At 36.6% G+C, this 25980-nt stretch carries 24 protein-coding genes; 16 read left to right on the top strand and 8 right to left on the bottom strand.

Going from position 1 to position 25980, the window contains the following annotated elements; genetic code table 11:
* Positions 1-100 precede the first annotated feature (100 nt).
* Positions 101-1759: a response regulator gene (locus ACJ2A9_RS07005; protein WP_441420899.1), complete on the top strand. Its 1659-nt coding sequence runs from the start codon at positions 101-103 to the stop codon at positions 1757-1759.
* A gap of 60 nt (positions 1760-1819) precedes the next feature.
* On the top strand, positions 1820-2167 hold the full coding sequence (locus ACJ2A9_RS07000; RefSeq protein WP_441420898.1) for a DUF1878 family protein: 348 nt from the start codon (positions 1820-1822) through the stop codon (positions 2165-2167).
* A 10-nt stretch (positions 2168-2177) separates the two neighbouring features.
* Here the strand turns inward: ACJ2A9_RS07000 and ACJ2A9_RS06995 are convergent, their stop codons facing one another.
* The 3 genes from ACJ2A9_RS06995 to serC all read right to left on the bottom strand — a co-directional run bounded on the left by ACJ2A9_RS06995 (position 2178) and on the right by serC (position 4588).
* Positions 2178-2753, bottom strand: a complete 576-nt coding sequence (locus ACJ2A9_RS06995) for an HTH-type transcriptional regulator Hpr (protein ID WP_441420897.1) — start codon at positions 2751-2753, stop codon at positions 2178-2180.
* A gap of 151 nt (positions 2754-2904) precedes the next feature.
* The gene (locus ACJ2A9_RS06990) at positions 2905-3264 is read right to left on the bottom strand and encodes a YtxH domain-containing protein (RefSeq protein ID WP_441420896.1); all 360 of its coding nucleotides are present in this window, start codon (positions 3262-3264) and stop codon (positions 2905-2907) included.
* Positions 3265-3505: 241 nt separating this feature from the next.
* Positions 3506-4588, bottom strand: coding sequence for a 3-phosphoserine/phosphohydroxythreonine transaminase (serC, locus tag ACJ2A9_RS06985; protein WP_441420895.1), 1083 nt, complete (start codon positions 4586-4588; stop codon positions 3506-3508).
* Between the two features lie 636 nt (positions 4589-5224).
* On the opposite strand from serC, the gene ACJ2A9_RS06980 reads away from it, so the two are divergent.
* The 5 genes from ACJ2A9_RS06980 to ACJ2A9_RS06960 all read left to right on the top strand — a co-directional run bounded on the left by ACJ2A9_RS06980 (position 5225) and on the right by ACJ2A9_RS06960 (position 10350).
* The gene (locus ACJ2A9_RS06980) at positions 5225-6811 is read left to right on the top strand and encodes a fatty acid--CoA ligase (protein ID WP_441420894.1); all 1587 of its coding nucleotides are present in this window, start codon (positions 5225-5227) and stop codon (positions 6809-6811) included.
* A gap of 139 nt (positions 6812-6950) precedes the next feature.
* A complete protein-coding gene (locus ACJ2A9_RS06975; RefSeq protein WP_441420893.1) occupies positions 6951-7478 on the top strand; it encodes a PCYCGC motif-containing (lipo)protein in 528 nt (175 codons plus the stop codon).
* A gap of 148 nt (positions 7479-7626) precedes the next feature.
* Positions 7627-8370 (top strand): ABC transporter ATP-binding protein, encoded by a 744-nt coding sequence (locus ACJ2A9_RS06970; protein WP_441420892.1) that lies wholly within the window; start codon positions 7627-7629, stop codon positions 8368-8370.
* Complete coding sequence (locus tag ACJ2A9_RS06965) at positions 8367-9593, top strand: ABC transporter permease (protein ID WP_441420891.1); 1227 nt, start codon at positions 8367-8369, stop codon at positions 9591-9593. The genes ACJ2A9_RS06970 and ACJ2A9_RS06965 overlap by 4 nt, the downstream gene beginning before the upstream one ends.
* A 19-nt stretch (positions 9594-9612) precedes the next feature.
* Positions 9613-10350: an EcsC family protein gene (locus tag ACJ2A9_RS06960; RefSeq protein WP_441420890.1), complete on the top strand. Its 738-nt coding sequence runs from the start codon at positions 9613-9615 to the stop codon at positions 10348-10350.
* A 3-nt stretch (positions 10351-10353) separates the two neighbouring features.
* On the opposite strand, the gene ACJ2A9_RS06955 is transcribed toward ACJ2A9_RS06960, so the two are convergent.
* Both ACJ2A9_RS06955 and ACJ2A9_RS06950 read right to left on the bottom strand, forming a co-directional pair.
* Entirely contained in the window at positions 10354-11535 is a 1182-nt protein-coding gene (locus ACJ2A9_RS06955) for a M20 family metallopeptidase (protein ID WP_441420889.1), read from the bottom strand.
* A gap of 27 nt (positions 11536-11562) precedes the next feature.
* The gene (locus tag ACJ2A9_RS06950; RefSeq protein WP_441420888.1) at positions 11563-12276 is read right to left on the bottom strand and encodes a cytochrome c biogenesis CcdA family protein; all 714 of its coding nucleotides are present in this window, start codon (positions 12274-12276) and stop codon (positions 11563-11565) included.
* 226 nt (positions 12277-12502) lie between these two features.
* Between ACJ2A9_RS06950 and ACJ2A9_RS06945 the strand changes: the two genes are divergently transcribed.
* Both ACJ2A9_RS06945 and ACJ2A9_RS06940 read left to right on the top strand, forming a co-directional pair.
* Complete coding sequence (locus tag ACJ2A9_RS06945; protein ID WP_441421041.1) at positions 12503-14653, top strand: transglycosylase domain-containing protein; 2151 nt, start codon at positions 12503-12505, stop codon at positions 14651-14653.
* Positions 14654-14727: 74 nt separating this feature from the next.
* Positions 14728-15711, top strand: coding sequence for a 2-hydroxyacid dehydrogenase (locus tag ACJ2A9_RS06940; RefSeq protein WP_441420887.1), 984 nt, complete (start codon positions 14728-14730; stop codon positions 15709-15711).
* An 84-nt stretch (positions 15712-15795) separates the two neighbouring features.
* Here ACJ2A9_RS06940 and ACJ2A9_RS06935 read toward each other — a convergent pair whose 3' ends face one another.
* Entirely contained in the window at positions 15796-17328 is a 1533-nt protein-coding gene (locus ACJ2A9_RS06935; RefSeq protein ID WP_441420886.1) for a gluconokinase, read from the bottom strand.
* Between the two features lie 22 nt (positions 17329-17350).
* Positions 17351-18208, bottom strand: coding sequence for a MurR/RpiR family transcriptional regulator (locus ACJ2A9_RS06930; RefSeq protein ID WP_441420885.1), 858 nt, complete (start codon positions 18206-18208; stop codon positions 17351-17353).
* A gap of 263 nt (positions 18209-18471) precedes the next feature.
* On the opposite strand from ACJ2A9_RS06930, the gene ACJ2A9_RS06925 reads away from it, so the two are divergent.
* From ACJ2A9_RS06925 to ACJ2A9_RS06910, 4 genes are all read left to right on the top strand, one after another.
* Positions 18472-19548, top strand: a complete 1077-nt coding sequence (locus tag ACJ2A9_RS06925) for a TRAP transporter substrate-binding protein (protein ID WP_441420884.1) — start codon at positions 18472-18474, stop codon at positions 19546-19548.
* Between the two features lie 210 nt (positions 19549-19758).
* Complete coding sequence (locus tag ACJ2A9_RS06920; RefSeq protein ID WP_441420883.1) at positions 19759-20283, top strand: TRAP transporter small permease; 525 nt, start codon at positions 19759-19761, stop codon at positions 20281-20283.
* Between the two features lie 12 nt (positions 20284-20295).
* Positions 20296-21579: a TRAP transporter large permease gene (locus tag ACJ2A9_RS06915; protein WP_441420882.1), complete on the top strand. Its 1284-nt coding sequence runs from the start codon at positions 20296-20298 to the stop codon at positions 21577-21579.
* Between the two features lie 50 nt (positions 21580-21629).
* Positions 21630-21890, top strand: coding sequence for an HPr family phosphocarrier protein (locus tag ACJ2A9_RS06910; protein WP_441420881.1), 261 nt, complete (start codon positions 21630-21632; stop codon positions 21888-21890).
* Between the two features lie 38 nt (positions 21891-21928).
* On the opposite strand, the gene ACJ2A9_RS06905 is transcribed toward ACJ2A9_RS06910, so the two are convergent.
* Positions 21929-22798: a 6-phosphofructokinase gene (locus ACJ2A9_RS06905; protein ID WP_441420880.1), complete on the bottom strand. Its 870-nt coding sequence runs from the start codon at positions 22796-22798 to the stop codon at positions 21929-21931.
* A gap of 156 nt (positions 22799-22954) precedes the next feature.
* Between ACJ2A9_RS06905 and gnd the strand changes: the two genes are divergently transcribed.
* The 3 genes from gnd (at position 22955) to ACJ2A9_RS06890 (ending at position 25945) form a co-directional block, all read left to right on the top strand.
* A complete protein-coding gene (gene gnd, locus ACJ2A9_RS06900) occupies positions 22955-23851 on the top strand; it encodes a phosphogluconate dehydrogenase (NAD(+)-dependent, decarboxylating) (protein WP_441420879.1) in 897 nt (298 codons plus the stop codon).
* A gap of 154 nt (positions 23852-24005) precedes the next feature.
* Positions 24006-25154 (top strand): galactonate dehydratase, encoded by a 1149-nt coding sequence (gene dgoD / locus ACJ2A9_RS06895; protein ID WP_441420878.1) that lies wholly within the window; start codon positions 24006-24008, stop codon positions 25152-25154.
* Positions 25155-25297: 143 nt separating this feature from the next.
* Positions 25298-25945, top strand: coding sequence for a bifunctional 4-hydroxy-2-oxoglutarate aldolase/2-dehydro-3-deoxy-phosphogluconate aldolase (locus ACJ2A9_RS06890; RefSeq protein WP_441420877.1), 648 nt, complete (start codon positions 25298-25300; stop codon positions 25943-25945).
* Positions 25946-25980 lie beyond the last annotated feature (35 nt).

The following is a 25980-nucleotide window of genomic DNA, read 5'->3' as shown; positions in this document are numbered from 1 at the left end:
AAATACGATATAATAAAAGGAAACTAGTTTCGAAATAATAATCATACAAACAAAACTTAAATAAAATTGAGTACATAACTGTTTATTGGGGGAGCTTCAAGTGTCAAAGATAATGGGGAAGGATTTATTTATCAAAGAAACAAAACAAAGCCTAGAGAAAATGCTTGTGACGTTAAGAAAGAATGCCTCATTAGAAGGAGAAGAAGCTGCAGCAATACGAAAGCAATTCTTCCAGATGGAAAGAGAAGCACTTCGATATGGCTTTAAGGAGCTTTCACATTTATCACGTGTGTCAAAATCAGTGTTTATATGTGACATGAATAAGTATCTTCTTCCCCAATATCTAGAGGGGGTCTTACTTAGCTTAATTGCAGAAATGATGACTTTAGTAGAGCACCCTAATGAAATAAAGCACCGTTTACCAAAGGTTCATGATGAAAGTATTATAAGTTTATTGCGTTCATTTAACGTTGAATCCGGGACAAAAACAGTCTTAATTATCGATAGCGATTTATTGTTTTTAAATAAGGTTTCAAAAGTTCTTTCGGAAGCAGGATTTCATGTAGAAAAAGCCAATCGTGGCAGAGATGGATTGGAAAAGATCGCTAAATATTGTCCGGACTGTATTGTGATAAATACAGTAATGACTGACATTGATGGACATGCTTTTATTGCAGAACTTCAGAAAGAAACATGTTATTCATTTGTACCAATTATCGTAATCTCAAATAATCAAAAGTTAAGTGGAAAGTTAGAAGGGGCCAAACTAGGGGCCGATGATTTTTTAACCAAACCATTTGTTATGGATGAATTATTAATTCGATTACATCGATTAATAGAAAGAAATGAGCGCATAAAAAAACAAACACTTCTCGATGAGCTAACGGGTTTATATACAAGAAAATATTTTCTCGAGAAATTGAATTATTACTTTCAAGATAGCAATGAAAGCGAGTTTAATCATTCTGTTATTATTTTTGATTTAGATTATTTTAAACAAGTAAATGATCGATTTGGACATGCGATGGGAGACAAGGTTTTGGTCACATTTGCTAATTTTATCTCCAGCCATATCCGTGAGTCAGATGTGTTTGCACGTTATGGCGGCGAGGAGTTTATTTTGTTATTTCCAAGAACAACAAGTGAACAAGCATTAGTAAGATTAGACTCGATAAGAGAAAAATTTAGTAAGATAAATATTAATGTTGGACAAGAGACGATCAACCAAACATTTAGCGGGGGGATTGCTTCAAAGGATGACATGAACATAGAGCGGCCTGAAGACCTTATTAAATTTGCCGATATAGCTCTATACGAAGCCAAAAACTCTGGACGAAATCAGCTCCTTATATATAAAAACTATATGAAGAGTAAAAAACGCTCTTTAAAGATCTTAATCGCTGATGATGACGCGTTTATTCGCAAAGTATTAGAAAATGAACTTGCTGAAGATGGCTGGGAGTTACTTTTTGCTTGTGATGGGAAAGAAGCTCTAGAAAGTGCTAAAGAAAACAGTCCACAGCTTATTTTATTAGATGTTTGGATGCCTATTTTTAATGGATACGAAATATTGGAAAAGCTACGGAGTGATATTCAGTTTAAACAAACTGCGGTAATTATGTTAACGGGAAATAACTCTGAAAAAGATGTAGCAAATGCATTAAATATGGGGGCTGATGATTATATTACTAAGCCGGTTTCTATGGATGAGCTAAAGGCCCGGATTAAAAGATTACTTCGATATCAATACCAACGTTAATTTTTAAACAGGTGAAAAAATGACTTTGTTCGAATTTTAATAAAAGGGAGGTGATAAAGATTGGAAACATTAGAGGAGCGAATTGAACGACTTGAATTTTATCAACGAATACTTATGAAAATGGTAAAGTCAAATGAATTTCCCTTTTTTCAGATTGTCATAGAAAAAGCATTAACTGAACAAGAAATGATAGAGGTCTTTTCCTTATGTGAAGAGTTAGAAAAGCAATTAGAGGAGCAAAGAGAGGACGGTTTTATTCATTATACTTCGCTCCTCGTACATTTTGTGGGAATGTTAAATAGTAAGTTAGATCCATTAAGAACGATCAAAGCTCTTTCTCAACAAAATTTATATAATTCTTTAATGGAGAAGTTAGAGGAATTAATACAAAAAGAAGATCATATTTGATAACGATGAATTATGCGTTAGCCTTTGTCTTCGATTTAATCGTTAATTTTCCATCTTCTTCAATAAAATCATTTTCAATATTTTCTAATGATTTTTCAAAAATATTCATAAAGTCTGGGCCGTATACGTGACGTACGATGCTCATTATCTCTGAAAATTCAGGGAATTTCCCGTATAATTCTTTAATAGGTAATGCACCGCCATAGACACTGTACGTAGTAGGATTATAATCTTCTAATGTTTTTAATAGAAGTTCCTCTCCTGCATCTGTTAGAAAAACATACGTATTTCTTTTATCATTCTCTTTCTTTGAAAATGATAATAGTCCGCGTTCCTCTAATTTTTTCGAAAAGTTAAATGCAGTTGAAACGTGCATGACTCCAAATTGTGCAATATCTGAGATCGATGCGCCTTCTAAATGATAAGCAATCCATAAAATATGGTGTTCATTAATGTTTAAGTTGTAGGGCTTTATCCACAATTGCCAATCTTTTTCTACTGACTTCCATAAAGCTTTACTTAATTGTGCGACTTTATGGCTGAACATAATCGATTGCTTTAGGGAATAAGGTGTATGCTTATCCATAAGCTCCCCTCCGTTGTTGTTAACATATTTTTTCTTTCTTTCTTTCATTATGACAATAAATTACTCAATAATAAAGATTCTAAAAAAAGGTTTTCAAAAAATTCATTATTTTATCGGTAAAATAATTTCAATTCCCATCAATTTCCAATTATTACTTAGAGTTTGCTAATTTCTCTTCCAATTCTAGTATCGTATTCTGTATTTCTGTAATATTTTCATAAATATTTTTTACATTTGGTTCAACATCAGATTTCCATTCCTGAACAGAATCCTTTATTTCATTTGAGAAAGTACGTACTGCAGTAACCCCTTCCTTTGCAGTGTCTTTAACTTGATCTTTTAATTGTAAACTGTTGTTTTTTACATTTGTTAACGTACTTTTCATCTGCTTCCCATTCTCTTTCAATGTTTTTTGCAGGTCACTTCCAGACTTAGGTGATGTTAAAAGAGCAATTGTTCCACCAATTAAACTTCCAGTAATAATTCCAGCTAAGAATGACTTTCCATTCATTGGATAATCACCATCCTAAAATAGTATGTTGTTATTATTTTTGAATAGTAAAGTTCTTTTGATTCTATTTTACATGATGTTAAATGGAATACAAGTGGACATCATGAAGAAATAATGAACTTGGTTATTTTTCCACAATATTGCAACAGTTTTTAGGTGTTACTTGAACAAATAATTCTCTTTTTTTAGAAAGGAAGCTAAGATTTAGACTATGAAAAGTCATTAATCTTAGCTTAAAAGATTACTGTTTATTTTTAAAGTCGATCATAAACTTACGTAAAGCTTCGCATGCTTCTAAAGTCACAGCATTATATGTGGAAGCACGGCAGCCGCCAACAGAGCGGTGACCATTTAACCCAACAAACCCTGCTTCTTTTGCTTCAGCTAAAAACTTTTTATTTAACTCATCGGTAGCTAAGTTAAATGTGATGTTCATTAGTGAACGACTTTCTTTCTCGGCGTGTCCACGATAAAAATCGTTGCTCTCATCGATGATATCATAGATGATTCCTGCCTTCTCTTTGTTACGAGCATAAATCCCTTCGGCACCGCCTTGTTCTTTGACCCAGCCAAGTACTTCTGAAAGCATATAGATAGCAAATGTAGGTGGTGTGTTATAGAGAGAATTATTATTAGCAAATGTATTGTAACGTAACATTGTTGGAATTGTTTCCTTTGATTCAGCGACCAAGTCTTTGCGAATAATAACAACCGTAATACCTGAAGGACCAAGGTTTTTCTGTGCACCTGCATAAATCATTGCAAAATCTTCTACAGGAATAGGTTTTGACAAAATATCACTCGACATATCAGCGATAAGACGACCATTTCCTAACTTAGGATAATTGTTCCATTGTGTACCGAAGATTGTATTATTTGATGTTATATGAAGATAAGCATCGTCTTCATTCATTGTAATTTCATCCAATGCAGGGATGCGGTCAAAATTTGTTTCTTTACTGCTTGCACCTATTGTTGTGTTTCCTAAAAGTTTAGCTTCTTTAAGAGCTTTTTCAGACCACGAACCCGTTAGGACATAGTTTCCTACTTTGTTTTCTGAAAGGAAATTCATAGGAATCATTGAAAATTGTAAGCTTGCTCCACCTTGGATAAATAAGACCTCATAGTTTTCTGGGATATTAAGAAGTTCTCTTAGTCTATTTTGTGCATTATTATGAACTTCTTCATACTCTTTACTACGATGACTTAGTTCCATTACGGACATGCCTGTATTATTAAAGTTCACAAGCTCAGATTGCGCTTTAATTAGAACTTCTTCTGGTAATGCAGAAGGACCTGCATTAAAGTTATACGCTCGTTTCATGAAACTCCACTCCCAAAATATAATTTTTTCAACTGCCATCCCATTGTCACTTTAAATGATTAAAATAATAGTATTATCCTAACATGATTTTGTGTAAATAATCTATTATTTTTCGTTTTATTCACAAAATTTTTTCAATAATATGAAAGAAAGCGATGTCATAGAAAAGTCAAACAAGAATATTTTATAGAGGAATAGTTTATGGGATAATTTTCTTGTAGGGAATAGTAAAGTTAGCTGTGTTATCGTTTGATGTTGATTTTTGGCTCGTTATTGAATGTTAGAATGAAACTGGAAAAGAAAATGCATTTTCTTTTCCAGTTTCATTCTAACATTCTAACCTTTCAGTACCTGAAAGGCGTGTGAATTTAGTAATTCACACGAACGAGCCAAAAATCAACATCAAACGATAACTGAGCCTAAAAGTTAAAAAAGTCGAATGGTGGGGGATGGTGCTGAAGGAGGTTCGACATAATCCGTCAATACAGAGATGGAAAGTTGTAATATAACAGCGTGAAAAAAATTGAAAATTTTGATTACGGTTGAAGGAATCTGTGTTATAATAATTTCAAAAGTTTAAATTATTAAACAATTTAGAGAAAATAGGATTTCTCATAGGAGAGGGGCTATCGCACAATGTATGTACCATTATTATTAACTCACTTTTTAGACAGAGCTGTTACATTGTATGGAGAGAAAACAGCAGTTATTGATGATTCAAAGACTGTAACGTATGCGCAATTAAATGACAGAGTTAATCAATTATCGCATGGGCTGAAAGCGCTTAATATTACAAAAGGTGACAAAGTTGCCTATTTAGCACCAAATACGCTTGAAATGCTAGAAGGTTTCTATGGTATTTTCCAGCTCGGAGCAGTAATGACAGCATTAAATACAAGACTAAAGCCAGCTGATTATGTATTTATCTTAAATCATAGTGAAAGTAAAGTATTATTTGTTGATGAAGATTTATATGAGTTAATTGAGCCAATTCGTGGGGAACTTACAACGGTTAAACAAATCATCGTTCATAATGCTTCGAAAGAATATAACGACTGCACAAATTATGATCAATGGCTCAGTCAGTACCCGACAACACCGTTTGAACGTGCTGAACTGGATGAGAACGATGTTTGCAGTCTTTTATATACAAGTGGGACAACAGGAAATCCAAAAGGCGTAATGCTTACACATCGTAATAACTACTTGCATGCAATGAGTGTTATGCATCACTTACGAGTGTCAGATCAAGATACATTGATTCACATTTTACCAATGTTCCATGTAAATGGATGGGGTTCACCGTTCTACTATACAGCGAATGGAGCAACACAAGTCATGCTTCGTAAAGTAGATGCTGAAATCATCATGAATAAGATAAAAAATCATGGTGTAACTGTTGCTCACATGGCACCAACTGTACTCAATACGTTACTGGAGTATGCTGATCAAAACAAACCTCAAATTGAGCAAGATATGCGTGTTGTGATTGCTGGTTCTGCACCGCCTCCAGCATTCGTAAGACGTGTTGAAGAAGATTTAGGTTGGGAGTTTATCCAAGTATATGGGATGACAGAAACATCGCCGTTAATGACAATCTCTTCGCCGCGTTCGCAGCATCGTTCTCTTTCAAAGGATGATCAATATCGTCTGAAATCAAGAACAGGATATTCAATGATTGGCTGTGAAGTAAAAGTAGTCAATGAAAATGGAGAAGAAGTTGTCCATAATGACCAAGAGGTTGGGGAAGTTGTTACTCGTTCAAATGGAGTTATGGAAGGTTATTGGAAAAATCCAGAAGCAACAATGGAAACGATCCGTAATGGTTGGCTTCATACTGGGGATATGGCTACAGTTGATGAAAATGGATATATCTTCATTTGTGACCGCAAGAAAGATGTCATTATTAGTGGAGGGGAAAACATTTCATCTATCGAGGTAGAGGGTGTACTGTATGACCATCCAGCAGTTTTAGAAGCTGCAGTTATTGCTGTTCCACATGAAAAGTGGGGGGAAGTTCCACATGCAGTTGTTGTTCTTCGCCAAGGATCTAGCCTGACTGAAGATGAGCTAATTGCGTTCTCAAGAACAAAACTAGCAAACTTCAAAGCTCCTAAAGGAGTTACATTTGCCGATGCATTACCAAAAACAGCCTCAGGTAAAATTCAAAAGGTACAAATTCGTAAAGAGTTCTGGGAAGGTAAAGAACGTCTCGTAAACTAATATAAGAGAAGCCACTCCACATGGGGTGGTTTTTTACTGGTTTACAAAAATAATTATCTATTAATTTATCGTCATTGAAATGAAATAGATTTATTGTCACCGAAAAGTTATAATGAGACGGTAAGGAGATGATCATTCTATGAAAAAAGTTTTATTAAGTATAGTATTGTGTACTTTTGCGATGATCTTGGCTGCTTGTGGTGGACAGAGTGCTAACCAGGAGAATCAGGAAAATTCAGCTGATACAGTTGAGCATAACGAGGCTCATGATTCTACTAAAATAGAAGTGCTGGGCGATATTCGTGAAACAACAGACGCAATTGAAATACTGCCGACGTTTTTAAATGGTTTGCATGAGGATATTGTCTATATTTATGAAGATGTTCCGCATCATCAAGAATTATTGGAGCATATTCCATGTTATTGTGGTTGTGAACCATTTGGTCACCAACATGTATACAACTGTTACATTCATGAGAATAAAGAGGACGGTACAGTCGTCTGGGATGATCATGGTACGAAATGTGGTGTTTGTTTAGAAATAGCCTATGTATCAATGAAATACGCAGATGAAGGGTACTCACCAACTGAAATTCGTGAAGTGATTGATCAAGCATATAGAGAAGGCTATGCAGATCCAACACCGACACCAAAGCCAGCTGAATAAATACAGTAAGAACAGTTTCTATAGAAATAGGGGCTGTTCTTTATTTTAATTTTGTAACAGTTAAAGTTAGCGGTTATTTCGTTACAACTGCGAATTCTGTTAAAATGTAAGTGTAGTAAATATTAGGTAAATGAGGTAGATCAATTATATGGAAACGATATTGAAAATTAAAGATCTTACTGGTGGATATCAAGTCAGTAAACCCGTCCTGCATAATATAAATTTATCAATACAAAAGAATGAGATTGTTGGTTTGATTGGGTTAAACGGCGCAGGGAAAAGTACAACAATCAAACATATTCTTGGATTAATGGAGCCTTCGTCAGGGGAAATCACAATTAACGGACATACCTTCTTAAAAAATCCGGATACATATCGATCTCATTATACATATATTCCTGAAACGCCAATTCTCTATGATGACCTGACATTATGGGAGCACCTAGAAGTGACAGCAATGGCCTATAGCCTTGATCAACAAACCTTTCAATCAAGGGCTGAAGCACTATTAAAAGAGTTCCGTATGGAAAAAATGGTTAAATGGTTTCCAAGTCATTTTTCAAAAGGGATGCGTCAAAAAGTAATGATCATGTGCGCCTTTCTTGTTCATCCCCCTCTTTATATTGTTGATGAACCTTTTGTTGGTCTGGATCCGATCGGAATTAAATCGATTTTGGACCTTATGGTACAGATGAAAAATGAAGGTGCGGGCATTTTAATGTCTACACACATTTTATCTACTGCAGAAAGATATTGTGACCGTTTTATTATTCTTCATCAAGGGCATATCGTATTAGAAGGGACGATGGAACAATTACGTTCGAAAACAAACCTGCCAAATGCAACGCTAGATGATATATATGTAGAAGTAACAAAGGAAGAAGTCCGATGAGTGAAGTGATTAAGATTTGGAATAAACGTGCAAAAGATTATTGGAATGAGGCGATCAGGTACTTACGGCTGATTGGAAACAGCGGCTTTCTTTTTACGATTTATTTGGCAATTATATTTGGTAGTTATTATTATAGTGTGTTTCTAAAATGGTTGCCGGAAACCTTTCCAACACCGTACATCTTGGCAGTTATTACTGCGTTTATAGTAACAAGAAGTAGAATTAGGACTTTTGTAAAGGAAGCAGATCTTGTCTTTTTAACACCAATAGAAGGGAAGTTAACTGCCTATTTCAGGCGTTCAATTATTTATAGTTTTTTGTTCCAATCCTTTTTTATCATTCTTGTGATGATCGTTTTAGCCCCACTCTATTCACAACGAATAGCAAGTGAAGGAAATGCCCTTCTCTTAACAATACTTATTTTGTTAATCGCAAATTTGTGGAATTTATTATGCAGATGGGAAGAGCAGCGGTTACAAAGTGAAGGTTCAAGGGCAGCGCATATGGTGTTACGTTTTTTTATTAACGTAACCTTAACGTTTTTCTTATTTGCGCAGGCACCTTTCTATTTTCTGCTAGCAATTGGACTTCTTATGCTTCTACTAACGCTGTTCTATTACCGGCATTTAAGTCAAAAACACAGCATAAAATGGGAGAACTTACTGGTAATGGAAGAGAAGATGTTAACAACTTTTTACCGGGTTGCTAATTCATTTACCGATGTACCTAAGTTAAAAGCAAGGGTGAAACAGCGAAGGATAGTAAGTTCAATCACAAATCTGTTTCCTTTTAAGAGGCAATTTACGTATCAATATATTTACAGTAAAACATTTATCCGTTCAGACGATTACTTTGGGATTTATATGAGGCTTCTCATAATAGGAGGAATTCTCTTATTTGTAATTCCAGAAGGATACAGTCGTTTATTTGTTTTTGTGTTGGTTGTTTATATGTCAGGGTTGCAATTATCGACGCTATGGAATCATCATGATACAAAAATCTGGCTTGATTTATATCCGATACCAGTTCAAGAGCGGAAAGCTGCTTTTTCTCAAATTGTGTTTATCCTCTTATTTTTGAAAAGCTTTGTGTTTCTCGTTCTGCTCATTTTTACAGGAGAGGTGCTTATTCAAGCGTTTCTTTTTGCGGGGATTGGTTTTGTCATTAGTTATGTCTATGCATACAAGTTAGTGCATCGACGTAAAAAGAATATGAATTTTTAGGTGAGGATGCGGAGATAGAATGGATACTTATCAAGAAAAAGTGATAAAAGAACTGAAAAGTTGGGAACGTAAAATCCAAAAACGTCCCTCGATGACTGGAAAGTATGTAAAAAAGGTTCAAACGAAAATGAACAGTTTTATTCCTGATAAAGTTCATCATGTGATGACTACAAGTATTAAAAGTATGGTGCAAGCGACATTAGTCGGATCAGAATATACAACAAAAAAAATGCCGCTGCAATCATTGTCGTTAGAAGAAAGAGAGAAGCTTGTGCTGCAAAAATTGAATAGCTATAAAAAGACAGCTGCGGCAGAAGGTGCAGGTACAGGGGCAGGCGGTATTCTTTTAGGCTTGGCTGACTTTCCATTATTATTAGGAATTAAAATGAAATTTCTGTTTGATGTAGCAAGTATATATGGATTTGATGTGACTGACTATCGTGAACGTCTCTATATTTTACACCTCTTTCAATTGGCTTTCTCAAGTGATGAAAAAAGAATCGAAGTTTTTGATACGATTGTAGAGTGGGATGAAATTGTTGGCAGCTTTCCTGAAAAAGAAGTGTATTTAGAAGAAATAAACTGGAAGGCTTTTCAACTAGAGTACCGGGACCATATTGACTTAATTAAAATGCTACAAATGATTCCAGGTTTTGGGGCAGTAGTCGGGGCATTGGCAAACTATCATTTCCTCGATGTATTAGGTGAAACAGCAATGAACGGATATCGTTTACGTCTATTAAAAAACAATCGGTGAATCTTACCGATTGTTTTTTATATATTGTAATGTAGCTGTACCTAACGTTTTGGCCGCAATCAGTAATGCTCTCTCATCAATATCAAATTTCGGATGGTGATGAGGATAAGCAACTGCCCATTCAGGGTTTCTTGCCCCAGTAAAGAAAAATGTTCCTTTTACGTGTTGCAAGTAATAGGCAAAGTCTTCTCCGCCCATTTGAGGAACCATATCTTCGACGATTGATACCCCAGGGACACATTCCGCCACTTTGGCTAGAAATTCAGTTTCTTCTTGATGATTAACGACTGCTGGATAACCACGCGAGTAGGTGAAATTAGCCTGTGCATTTGCGGTGTAACAAGTTCCATCAATGATACGCTTCATTTCCTGTTCAATATTTGTCCGAACATCTTCGTTAAATGTTCGCACTGTACCGGTTAATTTAGCACTATTAGCAATGACATTAAAGGCATTTTTTGCTTCAAATGCTCCGACTGAAACAACAGCTGATTCCATTGGATCGACCCTTCTGCTAACAAGCTGCTGTAAATTAACTACGAGCTGCGAAGCGATAACGATCGCATCTTTTGTGAGATGGGGTTGAGCGCCATGCCCGCCTTGGCCATGAATTTCAATTTCAAATTTATCTGCCGCAGCCATAATATGTCCTGTTCGGTACTGGATCTTTCCTAACGGTTCTGTCGACCATAGATGAGTTCCAAAAATAACGTCGACACCTTCAAGGCAGCCATCCTTAATCATATCAATGGCCCCGCCAGGTGCAATTTCTTCAGCATGCTGATGGATAAAAACGATGGTTCCTTCTAGTTCATCTTTCATCTCATTCAGTACTTTGGCAAGCCCCAGTAAGCTCGCAGTATGTCCATCATGACCACACGCATGCATGACACCTGGCACTTTAGACTTATAAGGTACATTTTTTTCGTCTTGTATTGGTAAACCATCAAAATCTGCTCGAAGTGCAACTGTTTTTCCAGGCTTTGCCCCTTGTAATGTGGCAACTATGCCCCGACCACCTACATTCTTTCGTACGTGATGACCCAGCTTTTGATGGTACTCAGCAATATATGCCGGTGTTTTCTCTTCTTGAAAGGATAGTTCTGGATATTGGTGTAAATAGCGACGAATATTTATAATTTCACTCTCAATGGCGTCTAATTTCTCAAATAATAAATTGTTCATTCTCCATCCCCCAATATAGTATTTAATTTAAAAGTTAAACGGTATAAATCGAGCCAAATAAGCAGAAAGCGTACTGTAGTAACCAGTAAACAATAAGATACCTAGAACAATCATGATCACACCACTAATTTTCTGGATTTTAGGTATGAGACGATTAAGCCGCTTCATTTTGTTTAGTGAACGAGACCATAACAGTGCAACAAGGATAAATGGAATCCCTAAACCGAAAGAATAAACTAGAAGAAGGACCATGCCTTTAATCATCGTGTCACTTTGGCTTGCAAGAGTAAGGATGGCACCAAGAACAAGCCCGATACAAGGTGACCAGCCTGCACCAAAGATGAACCCGAATAATACAGAACGTGCAAAACTAGTTGTTTTCTTGGCAGATACTTTAAATCGTTTTTCACTTAAGAGCATTTGAATTTGCAGAATACCATACATTTGCAATCCAAAGATGACAATAATGATTCCACCTAACTGTTCTAATAGCTTTGTGTTTTTCAGAAAGATCTGCCCTAAGAAAGTAGCACTTGCCCCAAGTAAAAGGAAAATAATGGTAAAACCGAGAATGAAACCAATGCTTCTTGAAATGATTAGTTTTTTCTCTGCTTCAATTTGATTATTGGATATGTTTGTACCAGTTAACTGTGCTAAGTATGCTGGTACTAATGGAAAAATACAGGGTGATAGAAATGAAATGACACCAGCAAAAAAAGCTAGCCAAATTGAAACTTCCATTAGTAAATACCTCCAGTAAATTGACCGATTTCTTTCTATTTCCATATCTATTATAACGTACTTTTAACTATTACATATATAAAGTTGATTTCAATAGGATTAATATTAAATGATTCATTTCCTCAATGACTTAGAATTAAGTGCAAAACAGGTTAGAAATATTCAATTTATGTCGAAAATAATGTATGGTAGTGGTAAATAAATTACAATTGAGGAGGTGGTCAGAATAAAGAAAAAAGTAATAGTGTGTTCGTTTCTTTTTATTACTTCCTTTCTCATTGGAATTGTTATTTATCTTAGTATGATCTTTGCCGGAAATTATGTGATCGATAATAAAAAACTCGTCATGGATTCAGCGACGTCTTTGATTGATAAAAATGGTGAACTGATAACAAAACTTTATATTGAAAACCGGGAAATCATCACGATCTCAGAAGTCCCTGATCATGTAAAACAGGCATTTGTTGCAATAGAGGACGCTAGATTTTATGAACATCAAGGTATTGATTTCCGGGCAATTGGAAGAGCGCTGTATCGAGATATGATTGCAAGATCAAAGGTAGAAGGCGGATCAACGATTACTCAACAACTCGTAAAAAATACATTTCTCACAAATGAAAAGACATGGTTAAGAAAAACAAAGGAAGTATTAATTGCGATTAACCTTGAGAGAAGATATTCAAAAGATAAGCTGTTAGAAATGTATTTAAATCAAAGTTACTTTGGCCATGGCGCATATGGTATTCAAACAGCAGCAAAGCTATTTTTTAGTAAAGGAGTTAGTGAACTTACAGTGGATGAAGGAGCGATGTTGGCAGGGCTTTTGAGGGCACCAAGCTCTTATTCCCCAATCCATCACCCGGAACGGAATAAACAGCGTCGAGATTTGGTATTAACAGTGATGGAACAACGTGGTTATTTATCAGCTGAGGAGGTTGTCCGGTACCACGGGAGAACGATATCCGTCGATTTGAATAAGATTACTCAAAATCCAGCCTTTTTAACCTATGTGGATATGGTTCTTGAAGAGGCCGAGAGTAAATATCATCTGTCATTAAATGAAGTATTAACGGGTGGGTATCAAATTGTAGTGCCTATGGATATAGACGTACAAAAGATTTCATATGATTTATTTCAAGAGGACTACTATTTTCCAAGTCCAACGTCTGAAACAGCAGTTGAAGGAGCCTTTGTTCTCTTTGATGGAGAAACGGGTGGTGTAAAAGCAGTGCAAGGTGGTCGAGAATACGCTAGTAAAGGACTAAATCGTGTTCAAGTGAAACGACAACCTGGTTCGGCATTTAAACCACTAGCGGTATACTTGCCTGCATTAGAGTCAGGAACTTTCCAACCTTATTCGTTATTAAAGGACGAGCCTTTGATCTATGATGGTTATCAACCGCGAAATTATACAAATCGCTATGAAGGCGAACTAACAATGTATGATGCGATAACAATGTCAGCCAACGCACCAGCCGTTTGGCTTTTAAATGAAGTTGGAATTGATTCTGCCAAGAAAACGGTAAGAGAACTTGATATTTCGTTCCCGGATGATGGACTGGCAATTGCCTTAGGTGGGTTAAAGAATGGTGTGACACCGCTTGAATTAGCGAAAGCTTATCGGCCATTTGCCAAGGAAGGAAGAGTAGTGGAACCTTATTTTATTGAAAAGATCTATGATCGACACGGACAATTAATTGGTGAGTCCAAGGTTAGCGAACGAACTGTTTTTTCAGCTCAAACTGCATGGTTTATGACAAGGATGTTAGAATCAGTAGTAACAGAAGGCACTGCTAAACAAGGTGACGTTGATTTTGCCTTAGCAGGGAAAACAGGAACAACGTCTTTTCCTGCAGTCCAGGGTGGAGTTCGTGATGCCTGGTTTGTTGGGTATACCCCAAATGTCGTTGGTGCTTTATGGATGGGATACGATATAACAAATGAAAAGCAATATTTAACTGGTGGCAGTGAATATGCAACGACATTATTTAAAGAGATTCTAAATCAAAGTATTGCTGAGGAGATCCCTTCAAGTTTTGTAAAACCGGCAAATATAAGAGAACTTGAGCCGCCAATTCGTTATATCGAAATTGATGATCTTAAAGCATCATCTCATGGTTTGTTTCATGTTAAACTAACATGGGGACCTTCGAAGGATAAGAGACTTAAATATCGTATTTATGAGGTTACGGAAGCAGGGCTGTTGGAGGTGGGTTCGACAACTGGTAAGGGGGAATTTATACTTGATAAAATAAACATATTTTCACCTCGTGAATATGTTGTCGTCCCATATAATGTGCAAACAAATCGTGAAGGTAGTCCTTCTAACTCAGTTCAAGTTGCCCTGTTTCATCGAGACTCAGCTAACGAAAACTAACCATAGAAATAGAAGGTTGGTAGTCATCTATCAACCTTTTTATGATGAATTTATTGATGAGAGGTTGATACATAGTGAAAATCGTAATAACAAGAAAAATTCCCAATGAAATTGTTCAATTATTAGAACAATATTATGTTATAAAAATGTGGGGAAAAGAGAATGAACCAATGCCTCGCGAATTACTTCTTGAAGAGGTTGCTGATGCAGATGCAGTATTTACAAATGTTGCTGATCAAATTAATCAGGAGTTTTTTGAGCATGCTCCAAAGTTAAAGACGGTTTGTACGATGGCAGTGGGCTTTGACAATATCGATGTGCAAGAAGCGACCAACAGAGGGATTTCGATTGGGCATACCCCTGGAGTGTTAACAGAGGCAACGGCAGATTTAACATTTGCCCTACTTATGGCAACTGCTAGGAGAATTGTTGAAGGAATGGATTATCTTCGTCAAGATCAGTGGACAAGCTGGGGACCAATGCTATTAACAGGTCAAAGTATTTATGGGAAAACAATTGGGATTATCGGAATGGGACGTATCGGTGAAGCTGTTGCTAGAAGAGCCTCAGGCTTTAGCATGGATATCCTCTATCATAATCGAATGAGAAAACATGATGTAGAAGATCAGTTAGGGGTAAAGTACTGTTCGTTAGTTGAGTTATTGAAGCAATCAGATTATGTTGTCCTGCTTACTCCGTCAACCCCTGAAACTGCTAAAATGATTGGTGCAAAGCAGTTTGAACTGATGAAAAAAAGTGCGATATTTATAAATACGTCACGGGGAACAAATGTTGATGAAGAAGCATTGTATCGTGCTTTAAAGGAAGGCGAAATATTTGCAGCAGGGCTAGATGTTTTTGAGAAAGAACCGATTTCCTCTAATCATCCATTAGTGTCATTAGATAATGTAGTACTCATACCGCATATTGGAAGCGCTACAATTGAAACAAGAATGGAAATGGCCATGATTACGGCAAAAAATATTTTGAGAGCATTAAGTGGAGAGAAATTGCTGCATACCGTCAATCCGGAAGTATACGAAAGAATTAATAATTAATAATTAAAAACATCTCCTGAGTTATGCTTTGGAGATGTTTTTGTTTTTGATTTAGTTTTTATAATTCTAAATTCTACATTAAAATCAGTGTTTTTTTTGAAACTCCGCCAGTGCTTCAAACTGCGGCTCTAGTGATTGGTAGAGGTCACGGTAGATTTTGTACAACTCTTGATATGTTTTGTTGTTGTTTGAATCAGGTGTGAATGTTTGTTTCATTGGGATATGATGTTTAATATCAGCTAATGATTGTACTTCATTAATAGCGTACAAACCAACCCATGCTGCACCCCAGGCTGAGCTTTGATGGCTTTCTGGAACGAGAACATCAGTACCAAAGATATCAGCTACGATTTGCAGCCAAAGAGGTGAACGGGCAAATCCTCCACTCGCAAATAATTTAGCATGTGAACCAGCTAATCGCTCCAAGGCTTCTCCGACACTATATAATCCCAAAATGACACCTTCTAATCCAGCCCGAAGCAGGTCTTGTTTAGTGTGTGAAAGTGTTAATCCGACATAGCTCCCTCTTGCATTCGCATTCCAAACTGGTGCTCGTTCCCCATTTAAGAATGGCATAAATAGAAGTCCGTTGGCACCTGCTGGTGATTGTGCAGCTAAACCTGTTAATAAGTCATATGGATTAACTCCCTGCTCTTTTGCATCATGTATCTCCTGCTGTCCTAAAGTATCTTTTAACCATTGCAATACAATGGCTCCATTATTCGTCGGCCCTCCCATAATCCAAAGGTCTTCAGTAAAAGCATAACAAAAAATTTCCTGTAATGAATCTGTTTTTGGCTTTGTTGCCATTTGGCGGATTGCACCGCTAGTTCCAATAGTGAGAGCGACTTCACCAGGGTTAATGGCACCTATACCTAAGTTTGCTAATGGTCCGTCACTAGCACCAATAACAAATGGTGTATCTTTTGAAAGGCCGATTTCGTTCGCTAATTCGGTGGATAGTCCTTGAGAAACCGTAGTCGGTGATACAGGTGTTGAGAGTTGTTCGGCAGTGATACCTGCAAGTATGAGTGCTTCTTTGTCCCACTCAAGTCGATGAATGTTAAACAGACCAGTCGCAGAGGCGACCGAGTAATCAACAATATAGGAACCGAACCATTTTTGGAAGATGAATTCTTTTATAGATATAAACTTTTTTGCCTTTACGTATGGTTTGTATTTTGTTTCTTTCATCCACAACAGTTTAAGAAGAGGTGACATTGGATGAATCGGCGTACCGGTTTTTAAATAGATTTCAGTACCAATGGTGTTTTTCAGATGTTTAGCTTGCTGTACACTTCTACCGTCTGCCCAAGTAATTGAAGGAGAGAGCGGATGATTATTTTCATCCATACAAATAAGGGAGTGCATAGCTGCTGAAATACCAACACATAATATGCTTGAGCCGGGTACATTACTTTTAGTAATAACCTCCCGTAATGATTGGACTGCAGCTCTTTCAATTTCATTAGGGTCTTGCTCTACCCATGAAGGATAGGGGGAATGTACGGGATAAGTTGTTTCACTTTCAGAAATAACGATGCCATCTTTTTGAAAAAGAACGGCTTTCGCACTTGTGGTACCAATATCAAGACCAATTACATACTTACGTTCCATGAATAGTTACTTCCTTTCAATGTTAAATGCGCTTATATGAAATAGCGTTGCGAATCTTTTGAAGCGAAGAAGCCATTAATTCTTTCCGTCCCATCGCAACATTTACATAAAGAGCGTCAATAATACTAAGCTGTGCAAGACGTGATGCCAATGCTTCAAAGCGAAGTTCAGTTTCTTCACTGACTGTATACAGTGGAATATCGACCCCTTGACTTAATGGCGATTTTCCTAGGGCAGTGATACCAATCGTTGTGACACCAATTTCTTTTGCTAATTCTAATGCTTGAAGAAGATCTTTATTTGAACCAGAGTGAGAAATTAGAACAATGACATCATTTTCAGTTAATTGAGATGCAGACATAAGCTGTAAGTGAGAATCAATGTAAGCGATTGTCTGAATTCCGGTACGAAGGAACTTATGGTGAGCATCTTCAGCAACTGTACCTGAACCACCGCTGCCGTAAAATTCAACTCGATTTGCATGTAGGATCGCTTGTACAGCCTTTTTAAAACTTGCTCCATCAATAACTTGGAGCGTTTCTTCTAAAGTTCGAATATTAGATTTAAAAACTTTCTCGGCAACGGTTTTTTCATCGTCATCTATATTAAATTCTTCATGTATTTCTTTAATTGGAGCGGTGCTCTCAGAAGCAAGGGCGATTTTCATTGCTTGAAAACCTTTAAAACCAATTCTTTTACAAAAACGAAACACTGTTGCTTCTGCAACATTTAAGTCTTCGGCAATTTGATTGATTGTTAAATGTATAATTTTATCAGGATTATTCAAAATATAATCAGCAATTATTTTTTCTTTATCACTGAATTGTGGATATGAAGACCGAATTCTTGGTAAGCAGTGAGTTGTATTTCCCATTTTCATAACATCCTTTCAACATTCTAGAACGATTATTTCCATTTTAAACGATAAAAAACAACAAAAAAATATTTTTTCGAAATAAATTACTTGTAAAAGAAATTTTTTGCCATATAATGTTCAGTGTAGGAAAAAAAATTTCACGATTAAATAAGCAAGAAAAGTGGATTGAAAACGGTTACTAAAACTTATATGTATTCGTTGTTTTTTCATGAAATTAGCAATAATTTCATTGAAATTATAAAAAAATTTTCTAAGGGGGTCTTTTGATGAAAAAGAAACTATTGATGTTCTTATTTGCTGTAATGGCAGTATTTCTAGCTGCATGTGGAGGAGGGGCTAATGAGGCACCTGCAGACGACGCGCCAGCTGAAGAGGCACCAGCAGGAGATGAAGCACCTGCTGAAACGACTGGAGAGACAAAAACGATTCGTGCTGGGATTGGCTTAAATGACCAACATCCTCAATACAAAGGTTTACTGCGCTTTAAAGAAATTGTAGAAGAAAAATCTAACGGTCAAATTGTTGTAGAAACATACCACAGTGGACAGCTTGGTGATGATCGTACAATGACCGAAGCATTGCAGTTAGGTTCTCAAGAAGTAACGATTCCTTCAACAGCGCCAATTGCAAACTTCGTACCAGAATATAATGTATTTGATTTCCCGTTTCTTTTCCCAAGTGAGGAAGTAGCGGATAAAGTATTAGATGGTGAAGTTGGACAAGAATTTCTTGATATGTTACCAAACCAAAATTTAGTTGGATTAGCTTATTGGGAAAATGGTTTCCGTGACTTAACAAACAGTAAGAGAGCAGTTGCTACTGCTGAAGATTTCAATGGCTTAAAGATTCGTACAATGGAAAATGAACTTCATTTAGAGGCATTCCGTGCTTTAGGCGCAAACCCAACTCCAATGGCATTTACAGAGCTGTTTGCAGCGATGCAACAAGGAACAGTTGATGGACAAGAAAATCCTTATGCAACAATCTATTTACAAAAGTTCCATGAGGTTCAAGATCACGTGTCCAATACACATCATATCTATAGCCCGTTTGTTTTCTTAATGAGTAAAACATTCTTTGATGGCCTATCTGAAGAGCAACAACAAATTGTGAAAGATGCAGCGATTGAAGCAGGTCAATACCAACGAGAGCTTAACCGTGAGGCTAATTCTGAATATCTTCAAAGCTTACAAGATGAAGGGATGACATATACTGAAATCTCTGATGAAGCTCGTCAAGAAATGATTGAAATTGTTCAACCAGTTCTTGATAAATATGCAGAGCGTGTTGGTCAAGATATTGTTGATCGCGTGTACCAAGCAATCGAGGATGCACAAGAATAATTTGACTTGAAGAGAAGGCTTTGAAGGAAGCTCTTCAGCCTTCTCTTTTTATATTTTATTAATAATGATAAAAGGAAAAACAAAAGTCTGTACCTATAGTTCGTTATTCGTACTTATAAGGGCCAAGTGGTTGTTAACGCTTACATATTGACAGGTATGTAGTTTTGTTTTTCTTTTTAACTAAAGACAATATGAAAGAGAGGTAGCTTAATGAGAGTCTTACGTTTTTTTGATGATCATACAGAGGAAATTTTACTATTTATTTTATCAACCATTATGGTTTCAGTTATATTCTTGCAAGTGTTTATGAGATATGTAATTGGAAGTTCTCTTTCATGGTCGGAAGAGCTTGCAAGGTATTGTTTTATTTGGTTAGTCTACATCGGCATCAGTTATGGTGTGAAGAAGCAACGTCATATTAAAGTTGATTTGGTACTCCTTCTATTTAAGGATAAGGGGAGAATTATTTTTAATATTGTAGCTAATCTTTTGTTTCTGGCATTTGCAATCATTGTTATTTATTATGGCTATGGTATTGCCGAAAGGTTGCTTGAATGGGGCCAAAAGTCACCAGCGAATCAAATTCCAATGGGCTATGTATATATGGCAGCTCCTATAGGAATGGCGTTAACGTCAATACGGATTATTCAAAATTTATTCAGACAATTTAAAGCGTTATTTGGTAACGATAACTTTGAAGTTAAAACGGATCTGGAACGATTAAGTGAAGATTAAGGGGGGAGAGTAATGAGCGGTCCAGTATTACTATTTATAGCATTTGCAGTATTTTTACTACTTAGTGTACCAATCGGGATTGCATTAGGGCTTGCAACGTTAATTACGATTGTATATACAGGTGCATTGCCGATTGATTTTTTAGCAAAAGAGTTAATTACATCAATTGATTCTTTTCCTTTAATGGCCGTCCCATTCTTCATTTTAGCCGGTGAAATTATGGGTAAGGGAGGAATTTCCGATCGCCTCTTCCGCGTAGCAAACTCTATGGTGGGTAACAAAACAGGGGGGTTTGCAATCGCAACAATTATTACATGTATGTTCTTTGCAGCTATTTCAGGTTCAGCACCTGCAACTGTGGCTGCGATCGGTGGGATTATGATTCCTGCTATGGTTCGTCAAGGATATGATAAAAAATTTGCAACAGCTGTTGTAGCAGCTGCAGGTTCACTTGGGGTTATTATTCCTCCTAGTATTCCAATGGTTATCTATGGTGTTGTCGGCAGTGTGTCGATTTCTGATATGTTTATTGCAGGTATTCTGCCTGGTCTGTTAGTCGGTTTTACGCTTATTATTTGGACATATTTTTATTCGAAGAAAAAAGGATTTAGCGGTTCAGATGAACCAACCTCTCTTGCGAATATATGGAAAGCAACGTGGGATGCTAAATGGGCGTTATTGATCCCAATCATTATTTTAGGAGGTATTTATGGCGGTATCTTTACGCCAACAGAAGCCGCCGTTATTGCAGTTGTTTATGGCTTACTGGCGGGGATGCTTTTCTATCGTGAATTAAAAATTAAAGATTTGCCTAGCGTGTTTGCAAACTCGGCCTTAACGACGGCAACGATTTTAATTATTGTTGGTTCAGCTACAGCTTTTGGACGATTATTAACGATTCAACAGGTGCCAAATCAAGTTGCGCAATGGATGCTATCGATATCGGAAAGTCCGATTGTAATCATATTATTAATTACTGTTTTACTTTTAATTGTTGGTTGCTTTATGGATACACTAGCGGCAATCATTATTTTGACCCCTATTTTATTACCAATTGCAGTTAATATCGGTTATGATCCAGTTCATTTTGGAATTATTATGATTGTAAATTTAGCGATTGGATTTATTACGCCACCATTAGGAGTAAATCTATTTGTTGGCTCAGGTATATCCGGTCTTTCGATTGAAACGTTATCAAAGGCGATTATTCCATTTTTCTTCGTTATGCTGTTCACATTATTTCTCATTATCTTCCTGCCACAAATATCGCTCTTCCCTTTAAGTTTTAAAGGGTAAGGTACTGTGATAAAATGGAAAAGTAGCTTGTGAAAAAGGAGCGTATACCGATGCCGAAAGAGAGTATGAAAGAAATCACTGTTCAAATTACTGAAGATCAGACGATTACAGAGTTAAGCAAAGTGATTCAACCATATAAGTCTGAAATCTTTTTAAAAAAAATGGTTCGTGGGAATGTGATTGAAGTTAATTTAAAGAGCTTTTTAGGATTAATTACATTACAGCTCAAGAATGATGATAAAATATTAGTTAGGACAGTTGGTGAGGACAGCGAGGAAGCAATGGAAAAAGTAGTTAAGTTTCTTACGTAAGAAGAGAAAGGTATGGAGAATTGCTCCATACCTTTTTTCTATTTACTGAAAATAATTTGCTGCTCTTTTACGAGTAGTCGTCCTGATTCATGGATGGAATCAACCCAATCAAAAATGTGGTTGGCTAGCTTAACGGATAATACACGATCTATAGCAGTAGGATATGGCCCTAAACATTGTGCTTCATCTATCTTTACTAGTTTAAAATCTGTATCAATTAAATGACTTAGTTTTTCTTTAACTACTTCCGGATTAATTGCTTCATTAATAAGAAGAAATGAATATGTTTCGTTTTTCGCATATTTTGTTTCGATAATCCTCTTCAGATCCAGATAATTATCATCATTCATTTCATTAATAATGCTCATCCCGCTAACGGCAAGGGCTGAGTCTGAAAGTAATGAGTTGGGAGAAGTTCCAGGTACTTGGACACAAAAAACACGTGGTTTTTCATAAATCATAGATTTGGCAGTATCCTTAATTTGTAAAATACTAGTAACTACTGAATTCAAAGCTGAATCATATCCTAATGAAAGTGTCGAACCTGGGATATCATTATAAATTGATGTTGGAACATATAAACGTTTTGCTTTTCCATCATAACGATCAGAACCATCATCACCAATAATTACAATCGCATCGAATGAGGAAGATGTAGCAATATCACTATAGAAATTATTCTCAATCTCAGTGGATGGATATATATGTAAAAGTTGCTCTTCACCAAATTTTTCTGATTTTTTAAGTAATTCTAGTTCAAGTTCCTTTAATGCAACTTCTCTATTTTCACGATCAATTTCAATTCCGATAAACGTATGTTTCTGTTCCGTATTCCTTGAAATTATAGTTCGTAATAATTGATTTACTCCTGATGTAAATGAACCGATATTTATGATCCCAACTTTCATCTTCTCACCTCTTGTGAATGAATTGTTACAAATTGACACATTTTAAGTATATCCTAATATGATTCATTTAAAAAGAAAATTTATTTCTTAACATGGGTTTTAAAAAGAAATTTTTTATCATATAATAAAATAAAGAGTTTGAAAGGAGAAAGAACAATGAATATTGGAATGATAGGTCTTGGCAAGATGGGATATAATTTAGCGTTAAACCTCATAGATCATGGACATACAGTTTATGCGAATGATGTAAATAAGGAACAAGTAGATAAAATTTCAAGTGAAGGTGCGATTGGGGCTTACTCTATTCAAGAACTTGTCGAAAAGTTGCCGAAACGAAGAGTCATTTGGTTAATGGTTCCTGCCGGTGAGATTACAGAGCAAGTGGTGATGACGTTACAAAATGAACTTGATGAAGGAGATATCGTTATTGATGGAGGGAACTCAAATTATAAAGATACACTTCGAAGAGCCGAATTCTTAAAAGAAAAAGGGATCCATTTCTTTGATGTTGGAACAAGTGGCGGAGTTGAAGGAGCAAGACATGGTGCTTGTACGATGATTGGTGGCGATAAAGAGCTATTTGAATCGATTGAGCAAATCTTTAAAGACACTTCGATTGATAACGGGTATTTATATTCAGGACCAGTTGGCAGTGGCCATTACTTAAAGATGGTTCATAACGGAATTGAGTATGGGATGATGCAGGCGATTGCAGAAGGATTTGATATTTTGGAAAAAAGTCAGTTTGACTACGATTATGAGGCTGTCGCAAAAGTTTGGAACCATGGCTCTGTCATTCGTTCGTGGTTAATGGAACTTACACAGAATGCCTTTTCAAAAGATGCTAAGTTAGAAGGAATAAGAGGGGTTATGCATTCATCTGGGGAAGGAAAATGGACGGTTGAGGAATCGCTTGATCTACAAGTTGCCGCACCAGTCATTACTCTGTCGTTACTGATGAGATATCGTTCACTTGAAGATGACACATTCACAGGAAAGGTTGTCGCAGCCCTTCGAAATGAATTTGGTGGACATGCTGTAGTAAAGAAATAGTGAATTGAGGCATTTTTCTCATTTTGTAATGAAGAAGAATGCCTTTTTATATCAAAGTGACCGCCATTAAATTTGAAAAAATTTCTTATTAATTTTTCTGTTTCCTTGAGAAAGATTAATAAGAGTGAATACCTACATAACAAGGAGGATTAACATGAAAATCACAAAGCTAGAGTGTTTTATCGTTCCCCCGCGCTGGTGTTTTTTAAAAATGGAAACGGATGAAGGGATTACTGGCTGGGGTGAGCCGGTTATTGAAGGTAAAGCCTATACGGTAAAAGCTGCTGTCGAAGAATTGTCTGAGTATTTAATCGGAAAAGATCCTTTACGAATTGAGGATCATTGGAATGTCCTTTATCGGGGAGGCTTTTACCGAGGTGGTCCTATTTTGATGAGTGCGATTTCTGGAATTGATCAAGCATTATGGGATATTAAAGGGAAGTATTTTAACACGCCTGTTTATCAATTATTAGGTGGTGCTTGTCGGGACTCGATACGTGTCTACTCATGGATTGGCGGAGACCGGCCGAGTGAAGTTGGACAAGCAGCAAAAGAAGTCGTTGATGCCGGGTTTACTGCAGTGAAAATGAATGGTACAGAAGAGCTTCAGTATGTTGATTCATATGAAAAGATAGATCAAGCTGTAGAAAGAATCGCTGCAGTACGTGAAGCGGTAGGACCTTATGTTGGAATTGGGATTGATTTTCATGGACGGGTTCATAAACCAATGGCAAAATTTTTGGCGAAAGAATTAGAACCGTATCGTCCGATGTTTATTGAAGAACCGGTACTGTCGGAAAACAATGAAGCATTGAAGGAAATTGCAAGGCATACGTCGATTCCAATAGCGACAGGAGAGAGGATGTTTTCAAGATGGGATTTCAAAGAACTACTAGCGGATGGTTATGTTGATATCATACAACCTGACTTATCCCATGCAGGTGGAATTACCGAATGCAAAAAAATTGCATCGATGGCTGAAGCATATGATGTAGCCCTTGCACCCCATTGTCCATTAGGACCGATAGCGTTAGCGTCTTGTTTACATGTCGATGCCACATCACATAATGCGTTTATTCAGGAGCAAAGCTTAGGTATTCATTATAATCAAGGAAGTGATTTGTTAGATTATATTACGGACCCTTCAGTGTTTGCCTATGAGGATGGTTATGTAAAGATTCCAGAGGGACCAGGGTTAGGAATTACAATAAATGAAGAAAAAGTCCGTAAGATGGCTGAAGCGGGACACAACTGGAAGAATCCAATTTGGAGACATAAAGACGGATCAGTGGCAGAATGGTAATAATTAATTTATAATGTAGAATTTAGAATTTAGAATTATTGAGGGTATTTCAGAGAAGCACGAGAAAAACATCTTTGAAAAGCTTACACCAATTCTAAATTATAAATTCTCAATTCTAAATTTATTTAAAGGGGTTTTTGGAAATGGAATTGTTACAACAAATTAAAGATAATGGGATTGTTGCGGTAATTCGGGGGGCAAAACCAGAGCATATCGTTTCAATTGCGAGTGCATTAGCGGAAGGTGGGGTTAAGACGTTAGAAATTACCGTAGAAACGCCAAAAGTGTTGCACTTAATTGAACAAGTTAGTAATGAGCTTGGGGATGAAGTTATTGTCGGTGCTGGAACTGTCCTCGACGCAGAAACAGCTAGAGCATGTATTATGGCTGGGGCAAGGTTCATTTTTTCACCAACAGTGGATGTAGACACAATAAAGATGACAAAACGTTATGGGATTGTAAGTATACCAGGAGCCTTAACGCCAACTGAAATCCTTAAGGCATATGAAAGTGGTGGAGATATTATTAAAGTATTTCCGGCGAGTGCTTTTGGACCAAGATATTTAAAGGATGTTCATGGACCGCTGCCACATATTCCATTAATGCCTACGGGCGGTATCGATATCGACAATGTAGCAGAGTATATTAAAATGGGTGCGGTTGCTGCTGGTGTAGGAAGTACGTTAGTAAATACCCGTCAACCAATCACAGATGGTTCCCTGCGTGAGTTAACTGAGAAGGCAAGGCAATTTACTAACCTAGTGAAAGAAGCAAGAAATACGCAGAAGTAGGAATGAAATAATTTTACAGCATGAGGAAAATGAGG

It is taken from the genome of Anaerobacillus sp. MEB173, assembly GCF_052119505.1.
Classification (GTDB): Bacteria; Bacillota; Bacilli; order Bacillales; family JBJMAU01; genus JBJMAU01.
Note: the sequence above shows the minus strand (reverse complement) of the source record. Positions and strands in the feature narration are given on the sequence as shown.